This is a genomic window from Janthinobacterium sp. TPC_1, from assembly GCF_056037845.1.
Window position 1 is genome coordinate 5,706,568 of record NZ_CP195157.1, and the last position, 12,108, is coordinate 5,718,675.

Sequence of the window (12,108 nt, forward strand, 5' to 3'; positions counted from 1 at the left end):
GAATGTCCTGTCAGGCGGCCTGGGCGCACAGCGCCTGGCCAAACAATAAATGGGCACGCAGCTTGCTGATGTCGCGGCGCTGCTGGATCAGGTCGAAATACCAGGGACCGTCCTGCACGTCGCCATACAGCACGGCGCCGGCCAGGCGGCTGCCCTGCACCACGAGGCGCTTGTAGATGCCGCGGCGCGGGTCGCGCAGCACGAGGTCTTCGCTGCCCTCGCCGCCGAGAATGTCGCCGGCCGAATACAGGTCGATGCCCGTCACTTTCAGTTTGGTGGCGCTGGCCTGCTGCACGTAGCGGCGGTGTCCGGCGCCGGCCAGGTGCGCGCCGCACACGCGCGCCTGTTCCCAGATGGGCGCCACCAGGCCGAAGGTGGCGCGCCGGTGCTGCACGCATTCGCCCACGGCATACACGCGCGGGTCGTAGCTTTGCAGGCAGTCGTCGACGACGATGGCCCGCTCGCAATGCAGGCCGGCCGCTTGCGCCAGCGCAATGTTCGGGCGCACGCCGGCCGTCATCACCACCAGGTCGGCGGGAATGCTGCTGCCGTCCGCAAACTGCACGCCTTCCACGCGGACGCTGCCCATGATGGCGGACGTTTGCGCATGCATTAAAAACCGCAGGCCGCGCGCTTCCAGCGCCGTTTTCAGCAGCAGCGACGCGGGCGCGTCGAGTTGCTGGTTCATCAGCGCGCCGCTCATGTGCACGACGGTGACGTCCATGCCCTGGCGCTGCAGGCCGTTGGCCGCTTCCAGTCCCAGCAAGCCGCCGCCGATGACGACCGCGTGACGGTGCTTGCGCGCCGCCCGCAGCATGGTGTCGACGTCGTCGATGTCGCGAAAACCGATCACGCCGGGCAGTTCGTGGCCCGGCACGGGCACGATGAAGGGCGTGGAACCGGTCGCCAGCAGCAGGCGGTCATAGCGCACCTCGATGCCGGACAGCGCCTGCACCGTGCGCGCCTGCCGGTCGATGTGCACCACGGGGTCGCCCGCGTGCAGGGTGATGCCGTTGTGCGCATACCAGTCGCGCGTGTGCAGCATGATGTCGTCCACCGTCTTTTCGCCGGCCAGCACCGGGGACAGCAGGATGCGGTTGTAATTGCCGTGCGGTTCGGCGCCGAACACGGTGATGTCGTACAGGTCCGGCGCGAGTTTCAGCAATTCCTCGACCGTGCGCATGCCGGCCATGCCGTTGCCGACCACGACTAAAGACGGCCGTGCGGCGGTGTTCATATGGCCACCCACACCATGCCGCCGAACACGCGCGCCGGCCAGGCGGCCACCGAATGCTCCGGCGCCTCGATGCACTCGCCGCTGGCCAGGTCGAAATGCTGCTTGTAGATGGGCGAGGCGACGACGACGCGCTCGCCGATGCTGCCCACCAGACCCCGCGACAGCACGGAAGCGCCCGCGTTCGGGTCGACGTTGTCGATGGCGTACACGCGCGGCGCGGCATCGCCGACGCGGAACACGGCCACGTGGCGCCCCTGCAGCAGCGCGCACACGCCCGTGTCGGGTACGATGTCGGTCAGGGGACAGATGGCCGTCCAGTTGTCGGCGCTGGCGCTGTTCAATTCATTCATTGCATTCATGGCTCACGCCTCCACGGCAAGGATGGGGATCACGGTGCTGCGGCGTTCAAGGGGTGTAGCGGGCCGGATCTGGCCCCGCTCTTCGACGAACACCACGTTTTCATCGTTCTTCCCGCTGTTGACGAAGTGGCGGAAACGCTGGCGCACGGCGGGGTTGGACACGGCTTCCTTCCACTCGCAGGCATAGGTGTCGACCACGTGCTGCATGTCCGCTTCCAGCTCGTGGGCGATGCCCAGGCTGTCGTCGATGATGACGCGCTTGAGGTAATCGAGGCCCCCTTCCAGGTTGTCGCGCCACACGCTGGTGCGCTGCAGGCGGTCGGCCGTGCGCACGTAGAACATCAAAAAGCGGTCGACATAGCGCACCAGGGTGGCTTCATCGAGATCGGAGGCGATCAGTTCCGCGTGGCGCGGCTTCATGCCGCCGTTGCCGCACACGTACAAATTCCAGCCCTTTTCCGTGGCGATCAGGCCGATGTCCTTGCCTTGCGCCTCGGCGCATTCGCGCGTGCAGCCCGAGACGCCGAACTTGATCTTGTGCGGCGTGCGCAAGCCCTTGTAGCGGTTTTCCAGTTGAATGGCGAAACCCACGCTGTCGGCCACGCCGTAGCGGCACCAGGTGGAACCGACACAGGATTTGACCGTGCGCAAGGATTTGCCGTAGGCGTGGCCCGATTCGAAGCCGGCCGCGATCAGCTCTTCCCAGATGGCCGGCAACTGGTCCACGCGGGCGCCGAACAGGTCGACCCGTTGGCCGCCCGTGATCTTCGTATAGAGGCCGTATTTTTTCGCCACCATGCCCACGGCGATCAAACCGTCGGCCGTCACTTCGCCGCCCGGCATGCGCGGCACGACGGAATACGTGCCATCCTTCTGGATGTTGCCAAGGAAATAATCATTACTATCCTGCAAGCCGGCGTGGACGGGCGTCAGCACGAAATCGTTCCAGCACGAGGCGAGGATATTTGCCGCCACGGGCTTGCACACGTCGCAGCCCAGGCCTTGGCCGTGGGCGGCCAGCAGTTCGCCGAAGCTGCGGATCTTGCCCACGCGGACCAGGTGGTGCAGTTCCTGGCGCGAGTAGGCAAAGTGTTCGCACACGTGGTTGTTCACGGCCAGACCCTGCTTCTGCATTTCCGCCTTCATGATCTGCGTCACCAGCGGTACGCAGCCGCCGCAGGCGGTGCCGGCCTTTGTGCAGCTTTTGAGGGCAGCGATGGTGGTCGCGCCATCGGCGACGGCCGCGCACAGCGCGCCTTTCGACACGTCGTTGCACGAGCAGATTTGCGCCGCATCGGGCAAGGCGTCCACACCGAGTCCCGCCTTTTGCTGGCCGTCCGCCTGCGGCAGGATCAGGAATTCGGGGAACTCGGGCAGCTCGATTTTATTGAGCATCATCTGCAAGAGCGTGCCGTATTCGCTGGCGTCGCCCACCATCACGCCGCCCAGCAGGTATTTGCCGCAGTCGGAAACGACGATCTTCTTGTAGATCTGCTTGCGCTCGTCCATGAACTGGTAGGAGCGGCTGCCCGGCGCATTGCCGTGCGGGTCGCCCAGGCTGGCCACGTCCACGCCCATCAGTTTGAGCTTGGTGCTCATGTCGGCGCCCTTTGAACGACGCTTCGCCCTCCTCCTGCAACAGGTGGCGGGCAGCGATGCGCGCCATTTCGTAGCCGGGCGCCACCAGGCCGAACACCAGGCCGCCCCACAGCGCGCATTCGCCGATCGCGTAGATGTCCGGGTCGGACGTGACGCAGCTGTCGTCGATGGCGATGCCGCCGCGCGGCCCCACCTCCAGGCCGCAGGCGCGCGCCAGCTCGTCGCGCGGGCGGATGCCGGCCGAGAAGACGATCATGTCCGCTTCCAGGTGGCTGCCGTCGGCGAACTGCATGCGGTGCGTGGCAGATTCGCCATCAAGGATGGCCAGCGTATTCTTTTGCGTGTGCACGGTCACGCCCAGTTCCTCGATCTTGCGGCGCAGGACGCGCGCGCCGCCCTCGTCGACCTGCACGGCCATCAGGCGCGGCGCGAATTCCACCACGTGGGTGTCGAGCTGCAAATCGCGCAAGGCCTTCGCGCATTCGAGGCCCAGCAAGCCACCGCCGATCACCACGCCCGTGGTGGACTTGGCGCCCCAGGCCAGCATGGCTTCCAGGTCTTCGATGGTGCGGTAGACGAAGCAGCCATCCCTCTCCTTGCCCGGCAGCGGCGGCACGAACGGCGTGGAACCGGTGGCGAACACGAGTTTGTCGTAGATCAAGACTTCGCCCGTGCTGGCTGTGACGGTTTTCGCCGCGCGGTCGATGGATACGGCGCGCGCATTGAGCTTCAACACGACGTTGCCCTTGTCGAAGAAGCCGGGCGCCACCAGCGACAGATCCTCGGCCGACTTGCCGCTGAAAAATTCGGACAGGTGTACGCGGTCGTAGGCGGGACGCGGCTCTTCGCACAAGACGGTGACGGACAAGTGCGGCGCGTTTTCCAGCGCCAGGCGTTCGAGGAATTTATGTCCGACCATGCCATGGCCAAGGACGACGATCTTCAGGGGGTGGTTCATTGCGTTCTCCTCAGGCCGCGGCCATGTTCGGTTCGGCCGCTTCGCGGGTAAAGCGCACGGCGATGGCGCACAGGGCCGAGACCACCACCAGCGCGCTCAGGATGATCAGGGTCTGGCGGATGTCGCCCGTGCCCTTCATCAGGAAGCCGGCCGCCACGGCGCCCACGTTGCCGCCCGCGCCGATGATGCCGGCCACGCCGCCCAGCGCGCGGCTGTCGATGAAAGGCACCAGCGCATAGGTGGCGCCGCACGCCATGTGGGTGAACAGGCCGAAGACCAGCATGGCGATAACGGCATACGTGACGCTGTCGACCTTGGCAAACCACAGCAAGCCCACGCCTTCGCCGATCATCAGCATGAACAGCAGGGTGACGCGGCTGTTCAGGTTGCCGCGCAGGGCCAGTTTGTCGGACAGCCAGCCGCCCAAAGCGCGGGCAAACAGGGCCAGCAAGCCGAAGCTGCCGGCGGCCAGGCCCGCCGATTTCAACGACAGGCCGAAATGGTCGACGTAGTAGACGGCGGCGATGTTGTGGATGAAGATCTCGATGCCGAAGCAGGCGCCGTAGGTAACGAACAGCAGCCACACGCGATAATTGCTGCTGGCGGCCTTGAAGCTGGCCCAGCCGCCTTTCTTTCCCCCCTCAATAGACACGCCAGCCTTGCGCAAATCCGAGTAATTGCCTTCCGGGCAATCCTGCGTGTAGCGCCAGTACAGCACGGCCATGACCAGCATCAGCACGCCCGGCACCAGCAGCGCCACGCGCCAGCCCAGCGACTCGGACACGCCCAGCATCACTACGGCACCGAGCAGCAAGGGCATCAAGGCCTGTGCCGCGCCGCCGCCCGCATTGCCCCAGCCGGCGGCCGCCGCATTCGCCGTGCCGACGACGCGGGGGGCGAACATCACGGAGGTGTGATATTGCGTAATGACAAAGCTGGCACCGACGGCGCCGATGCCCAGGCGGAAGAACAGGAAACTTTCATAGCTTTGCGACGCGGCCACGCCCAGCACGGGAATGGCGCCCAGCAGCAGCAAGCCCGTATAGGTCTTGCGCGGGCCGTAGCGGTCGCACAAGGGTCCGACGATCAGGCGCACGAGGATGGTGATGGCGACGGCGGCGATATTGATGTTCGCCACTTGCGCCAGGGAAAGGCCGAACTCGCCCTTGATGACCGGCATCAGCGGCGCGCAGGCGAACCAGGCGAAGAAGCACACGAAAAATGCCATCCACGTCAGGTGGAATGCCCGCATGGGCGGCGTGGCGAGGGAGAAGAGCGCGATGCTTGTTGCTTTTTGGCTGGCCATGATGGTTTCCCGAAGTATCCCGAAAATAACAAAAATGCAAACAAAAACGGCGCCCGCCCCCGCCGATGGAAAAAATCAGCCAGAGCGGACGCCGTTGTCCAGGTGGTCCGTCGTTGGACCGTTGTGCGTTTATTCAGGGGATCGCCGTTGATCCGTATCTCCTGTTTAGCAAGCGCCGTGCCAGGCCCGTCCCAAGGGGGACGTCCCCTATCCGCACGGTCTTTGCGCCAGATCATGGCATCTGGCGGTGCAGGCGCGCCTCTTCTTGGTGCGTCGCGGAACTCGAAAGTGGCAATGATTGTCTAATTATTATTGAGTTCATCAAGCGGAGGCCGGCATGCTCGGGCAACTGCGGCAATGGCAGTCACGGCACGGTGTGGCGCATGCGCTGGCGTGCGCCTGCGTGGGGGCGTTGTTGATCGCCTGGAGTAACAGTGCCGCGGCGCAAGATGGCTCCCCCGAACCCAGGGAGCACAGCGAACTGGACGCGACCGTGTTCGCACCGTTCCACGCCGCGCGCGGCGAGCGGGTCACGCAGGCGCGCAGCGCGCAGTCACGTACATTTATTGTGCGCCTCACTTATCCGGACGAGGGCCGCCCCCATGCGGTGCGCTGGACCTTGACCCTGTCCGGCCCCGGCCCGCAAGGGGCCGTGCTGCAGCGCTGGTCGGGCACGGAACAGGTGGGCGCCGGCGGCAAGAGCGTGAACTTGCCCTGGGATGGCCGCGCCGATGCCGATGCGCGCGAACGGCGCATGCTGGCGCCGGACGGCTTGTACGCGCTGCGCCTGCTGGCCGTGGCCGATGCCGGCACCCCACGCGAGGCGCAGGTGGAACAGCAGTGGCAAATCCAGGTGCAGCGGGGCGCCAGCACGGCGCCCAGGGTGCCCGCCTTCCGGGCCGGACTGCTGCAGCTGCCCAGCCTGGACGGCCAGCCTGGCTACCGCATCGTCTACGCCAACCTGCACAGCCAGACGCGCCACAGCGACGGCGGCGCGGCGCTGAACGACTGCCATGGCGCGCAGAAACCGCAAACGGCGCCCTTCGGCCCCATCGATGCATACAAGTATGCGCAAGATCACGGCCTCGACGCGCTGCTGACATCCGAGCACAACCATATGTATGACGGTTCCGACGGCACCAACAGCGCGGCCGAGCCAGCCGAAGCAAAAACCCTGTACCAGACGGGGCTGGCCGAAGCGGCCGCGTACACGGCCGCGCACCCGGGCTTCCTGGCCCTGTACGGCATGGAATGGGGCGTCATCAACAAGGGCGGCCACCTGAACATCTTCAACAGCGAGCAATTGCTGGGCTGGGAAAGAAATGCCCGGGGCGAACTGCTGGCCGACGTGGCAACGCCGAAAAGCGACTACGCCGCCCTGTATGCGCTGATGCGCGAACGGGGCTGGATCGGCCAGTTCAACCACCCGGCGCAAACGGGCCAGTTTCTCGTCTACGGCCAGCCGCTCGGCTACACGCCGGACGGCGACGCGGCCATGGTGCTGTGCGAAGTCATGAACACGTCCGCTTTTTCCACCAACGACGGGGAAACGGAGACGCGGCGCAGCAACTACGAGGCGGCCTGCAACCGGGCCCTGGCGGCCGGCTACCACGTGGCCTTCAGCAGCAACCAGGACAACCACTGCGCCAACTGGGGGGCGTCGTACGGCAACCGCACGGCCGTGCTGGTGGCCAGCCCGGCCGCCGGCATGCCCGTGTCGCGCGACAGCTTCCTCGACGCGCTGCGCGCGCGCCGCGTGTTTGCCACCATGGACAAGCACGCGCAACTGCTGTTCACGGCAAATGGCAAGCTGATGGGCGAGCGATTCGACAACCACGGGCCTTTGCAGCTATCCACCCATTTCAGCAACGACACGGGACGGCAAGCGGCCGCCGTCGCCATCTTCCACGGCGTGCCGGGCGGCAACGGTTCCGTCACGCAAGTATCGGACCAGGCCGAGCTCACCCTCACGCCCGCGCCCGGCCCCCATTTCTATTACGCAAGGTTGACGCAAGACGACGGCAATATCGTCTGGTCGGCGCCCGTGTGGATCAATCAGCTGCCGTGAACGCGCCCCCGGCCAATAGCAGCAGGTTTTCCCTCGCACGATTGCCCGTCGTGGCGGTTACGCACACTGATCTATGGCAACATGGCAACGCCGTTTTGACAACAAGGCGGCGCAACCGTCAATGCCAGGGAACAGGATGAAACCAAAAGCACTGATCATCGCCAATATTGAAGAGTTCTTTGCTGGAGCCGCTGACCGCAGCGGGCTTCAAGTTCTCGCCAAGCCAGCTGACCTTCAAGCGCACGCAGAACGAATTCATCCAGACCATCCATTTCCAGGCCAACCGATACAACGAAGAGCATGTCTGCGTGGCATTCTGGAGCCACTATCAGGTTGCGTCCAGGTCCTACGCATCGTGGCACACGGCGCGCTACAGCCGTGAACCTGTCAACCATATCGTTGGCGGCGTGGCGGACTGGAATATCCCGAACTGGCAATTCCCTGTCATCGATGGCAAACAGGACAAAGAACACCAGCTCGTCGATCCATCCCATCGGGCAACCGTCATGGCTTGCCTGCGGGACAATCTGCTGGCGTTGGCCATTCCCTGGCTCGACCACCGGTCCAACTGGGAAAATGCGGCCCTGGCCCTGGTCGAAGCGCAAGACTCGCATGCCAGGGCCTGCGATTTCTATCTGATGGCGGGCAAGCAGGAAAAAGCCTTGTGGGCCTTGAACGAAGGCATTGCCTACTGGGAAAGAAATCCCCAGGCATCTGATCCGCAAGAAAAAGAGGAGATCGCTTTGCGTATGGATAAATACTTCAATGCTTGAACACCCTACACCATGACCGAAATCACTTGTCCCTACGATGGCGACTGCGGGCGCCATTTCGACCCCAGCGCAATGGATGCCTCAGATGAAGCGTTCTTGAAAACGGCCATCGGCAAAAAAATGACATTCATGTTCCTGCACTGCCCCGCATGCGCAAGGACGTTCCAGTTCAATCCGGTCGCCTGGACAGCGCAGGCTTGCGAAGCCGTCGTCCCCAAGGCCGCCAAAGTAGCGAAGCAAAGCGGCAAGCAGCTGGAAAAATGGCTGGCAAGCGAAAAAGTGGCCCTGCCCCAGGCCTATCTCGAGCACCTGCGCAGCGGAAAGCCGCGTCCCGGCGTGGCGATTGTCAGCGATGAAGATCACTTCACGCTGTACAGCCTGGACGCGCTGTGTCAAGACGTCGAGGTGGATGGAACAAGGTATCTGGCAGTCAGGCAGCTGGCCGGCTTTGCGCAAACCCTGGCACAGGCGGCGGGCACGGATTCGAAGCAGGCAGCGCCGTTCAGTCTGGCCGAGCTGGCGGCCTGCCTGTCCATCGGCGAGGAAAACACGCGCATCCTGTTCATCGACAGCCGCGACAACGATGCATTGTGGATTTATCACCCTGACGGCGGCGATGTCGAAAAGACGCGGCTTACCGTGAGCGCCCTGACCGAACCTGGCGCCTCCTGAACGGCGCGACAGGCCGCAGATTCTGCGGCCTGCATCCATTCCAGCAAACAATATTAGAAAAACATGTTATTTTTCAAATAGTCGTCCCTAGACACTGGTTCCCCACAGCAATCCGTGGCACCATGGCTGCGCCGTTTTGCCTGCAAAGCGGCCTCCATCGGACCAACCAGGAAACCCACCATGTCGTCATATCGCACCTTCGCCAGCAGCATGCTGCTCGGCCTGGCCGCAGCGGGCATTGCCCATGCGCAAGCCCCCTCCCCTGCCGCCGCCAACACCGATCCCCATTTGTGGCTGGAAGAAGTCCTCGGCGACAAGCCGCTGGCCTGGGTCAAACAGCATAATGCCGTCACCACGAAGGAACTGGAAAGCCAGCCCGGCTTCGCAGCCCTGCAGGCGCGCCTGAAAACCATCCTCAACTCGAAGGAACGCATTCCCTACGTCAGCAAGGAAGGCGAGTATTACTACAATTTCTGGCGCGACGCCCAGCACGTGCGCGGCATCTGGCGCCGCACCACCCTGGCGCAGTACCAGCAGGCCGAACCCGCGTGGGAAACCGTGATCGATCTCGACCAGCTGGCCGCCGGCGAGAGTGAAAACTGGGTCTGGGGCGGCGCCTCCTGCCTGTATCCGAAGGGCGAACGCTGCCTGATTTCCCTGTCGCGCGGCGGCGGCGACGCCAAGGTGGTGCGCGAATACGACGTGGCGAAACGCGCGTTTGTCGACGGCGGTTTTACCCTGCCCGAAGCGAAGGGCAGCGCCAGCTGGATCGACCAGGATACCTTGTTCGTCTCCACCGATTTCGGCCCCGGCTCGATGACCAGTTCCGGCTACCCGCGCATCATCAAGGAGTGGCAGCGCGGCACGCCGCTGGCGCAGGCGAAAACCTTGTATGAAGCGAAACCCGACGACCTGAGCGCGGGCGCCTACAAGGATTTCACGCCCGGCCACGAACACCAGTTCATCGAGCGGCAGATCGTTTTCTACAGCGGAGAAATGTTCCTGCGCGACGGCGCCGGCTTGAAGAAAGTGCCGAAACCGGACGACGCCACGGCCTTCACCGTGCGCGATCAATTGATCATCACCCTGCGTTCGGACTGGAAGGTCAACGGCAAGACCTATGCGCAAGGCTCGCTGCTGGCCACGGATTTCAAGGCCTTCATGCAGGGCGGGCAGGCGCTGGAAGTGCTGTACGCGCCCACGGCCACGTCGTCGCTGGACAATGTCACGGCGACGAAGTCGGCCATCCTCGTGACCACCCTGGACAAAGTGAAAAACCGCCTGACGGAACTGCGCCACGTGAACGGCAAGTGGCAGCGCCGCGCCGTCGATGCGCCGAAACTGGGCACCCTGGCCGTCAGCGCGCTCGATCCCGTCGACTCCGACCAGTATTTCCTGACGGTAACCGACTTCCTCAATCCAACCACCCTGTACCTGGGCACGGCGCAGAGCGACAAGCGCACGAAAATCAAGTCGCTGCCCGCCTTCTTCGATGCCGCGCCGTACAAGGTGGAGCAGTTCGAATCGACGTCGAAGGATGGCACCAAAGTGCCGTATTTCGCCATCATGGGCAAGAAGACGAAGTTCGACGGCCGCAATCCCACCGTGCTGTATGGCTATGGCGGCTTCGAAGTGTCGCTGAAACCGAGCTACAGCGGCATCATCGGCGAAGCGTGGCTGAACAAGGGCGGCGTGTACGTGCTGGCCAATATCCGCGGCGGCGGCGAATTCGGTCCCCGCTGGCACCAGGCGGCGCTGAAGGAAAACCGCCAGCGCGCGTATGACGATTTCATCTCGGTGGCGCAGGACTTGATCAAGCGCAAGGTCACCAGTCCGCGCCACCTGGGCATCATGGGCGGCAGCAATGGCGGCCTGCTGACGGGCGCCGTGCTGGTGCAGCGTCCCGATTTGTTCAACGCCGTCGTCAGCCAGGTGCCGCTGCTCGACATGCGCCGCTATAACAAGATGCTGGCGGGCGCCTCGTGGATGGGAGAATACGGCGACCCGGATGTGGCGGAACAATGGGCATACATCAGCAAGTACTCGCCGTACCAGAACGTCTTCAAGGACAAGAAATATCCGCGCGTGCTGTTTACCACCTCGACGCGCGACGACCGGGTCCACCCTGGCCATGCGCGCAAGATGGTGGCAGAGATGGAAGAGCAAGGCCACGACGTGCTGTACTGGGAAAACACGGAAGGCGGCCATGCGGGTGCCGCCAACAACGACCAGCAGGCGCTGATGTGGGCGCTGACCTACACCTTCCTGCACGAGCAGCTGAAGTAAAGAAGTTGAAGTAAACGGGGCCCGACGGGCCTTGCGCAAGCAAAAACGCCTGCACCGGAGACTCCGGCGCAGGCGTTCTGCATTTGGCCTTTACTTTGCCTGCGCGCTGGGGCGCTCGGCGATGCGGTCGCGGTAGGCTTGCAGGTTGGATAAACCTTCCGCGCCGGGACGGTACTTCATCAGCCCGCGCGCGAATTCCAGCGCGCAGAAAGCCGTGATGTCGGCAATCGTAAACCGCTCGCCGGCGATGTAGGGCTGGCTGGCCAGCACCTGGTCCAGCCATTGCGCCGTTTCGCGCAGCTTGCCCGCCTGCGCCGTGGCGAAATCGGGAAACTGCGGGTTTTCCAGCGCCACCAGGGCCGGATGGCCGTGGCGCACCCAGTTGGCGGCGGCGCTGAACAGGTGCAGTTCCACGCGGCGGTCGGCCATTTCAATGAAGGCGCGCTCCTCGAAGCCTTCGCCCATCAGGTTCGGCTGCGGCTGCAAGCCTTCCAGATACGTGCAGATGGCGCGCGTCTCGGTCAGCACGCGCCCGTCGTCCAGCTCCAGCACGGGCACGCGGCCCAGCGGGTTTTTCGCCAGGAAGGCGGGATCGCGGTGCTGGCCCGCCATCAGGTCGAGCGCCACTTCCTCGATGCCGATAATGCCCTTCTCGGCGATGAACATGGTGACGCGGCGCGGATTGGGCGTGCGGGGGCTGATAGTCAGTTTCATGTGCAGGTCTCGTCTCGTTGTAGTGGTGGATGGTGTTGACAATCATCTGAAGGACTGGCCGGTGGCAGTACGGTCAGTCGCCCATCATACCAGCGCACCGCCATGGTGCGGCGCCCCTGGCGCGTTGACTTTGCCC

The 12,108-nt window shown here is 64.1% G+C and carries 8 protein-coding genes and 1 pseudogene; 4 read left to right on the forward strand and 5 right to left on the reverse strand.

Annotated features, from left to right (window positions below; translation table 11 throughout):
• Window positions 1-10: 10 nt before the first annotated feature.
• The 4 genes and pseudogenes from ACQVLG_RS27760 to ACQVLG_RS27775 all read right to left on the reverse strand — a co-directional run bounded on the left by ACQVLG_RS27760 (window position 11) and on the right by ACQVLG_RS27775 (window position 5,459).
• Window positions 11-1,237, reverse strand: coding sequence for an NAD(P)/FAD-dependent oxidoreductase (locus ACQVLG_RS27760; RefSeq protein WP_230540695.1), 1,227 nt, complete (start codon window positions 1,235-1,237; stop codon window positions 11-13).
• On the reverse strand, window positions 1,234-1,596 hold the full coding sequence (gene nirD, locus ACQVLG_RS27765; RefSeq protein ID WP_474291955.1) for a nitrite reductase small subunit NirD: 363 nt from the start codon (window positions 1,594-1,596) through the stop codon (window positions 1,234-1,236). The genes ACQVLG_RS27760 and nirD overlap by 4 nt, the downstream gene beginning before the upstream one ends.
• A gap of 3 nt (window positions 1,597-1,599) precedes the next feature.
• Window positions 1,600-4,141: pseudogene (gene nirB / locus ACQVLG_RS27770) on the reverse strand (nitrite reductase large subunit NirB).
• Between the two features lie 22 nt (window positions 4,142-4,163).
• Entirely contained in the window at window positions 4,164-5,459 is a 1,296-nt protein-coding gene (locus ACQVLG_RS27775) for an MFS transporter (RefSeq protein ID WP_474291956.1), read from the reverse strand.
• 337 nt (window positions 5,460-5,796) lie between these two features.
• On the opposite strand from ACQVLG_RS27775, the gene ACQVLG_RS27780 reads away from it, so the two are divergent.
• From ACQVLG_RS27780 to ACQVLG_RS27795, 4 genes are all read left to right on the forward strand, one after another.
• Window positions 5,797-7,527, forward strand: coding sequence for a CehA/McbA family metallohydrolase (locus ACQVLG_RS27780; RefSeq protein WP_474291957.1), 1,731 nt, complete (start codon window positions 5,797-5,799; stop codon window positions 7,525-7,527).
• 179 nt (window positions 7,528-7,706) lie between these two features.
• Window positions 7,707-8,300: a DUF4304 domain-containing protein gene (locus ACQVLG_RS27785; RefSeq protein WP_474291958.1), complete on the forward strand. Its 594-nt coding sequence runs from the start codon at window positions 7,707-7,709 to the stop codon at window positions 8,298-8,300.
• Between the two features lie 12 nt (window positions 8,301-8,312).
• On the forward strand, window positions 8,313-8,972 hold the full coding sequence (locus tag ACQVLG_RS27790; RefSeq protein ID WP_474291959.1) for a hypothetical protein: 660 nt from the start codon (window positions 8,313-8,315) through the stop codon (window positions 8,970-8,972).
• Between the two features lie 180 nt (window positions 8,973-9,152).
• A complete protein-coding gene (locus ACQVLG_RS27795) occupies window positions 9,153-11,258 on the forward strand; it encodes a prolyl oligopeptidase family serine peptidase (RefSeq protein WP_474291960.1) in 2,106 nt (701 codons plus the stop codon).
• Between the two features lie 90 nt (window positions 11,259-11,348).
• Here ACQVLG_RS27795 and ACQVLG_RS27800 read toward each other — a convergent pair whose 3' ends face one another.
• Complete coding sequence (locus ACQVLG_RS27800; protein ID WP_474291961.1) at window positions 11,349-11,972, reverse strand: glutathione S-transferase family protein; 624 nt, start codon at window positions 11,970-11,972, stop codon at window positions 11,349-11,351.
• Window positions 11,973-12,108: the final 136 nt, after the last annotated feature.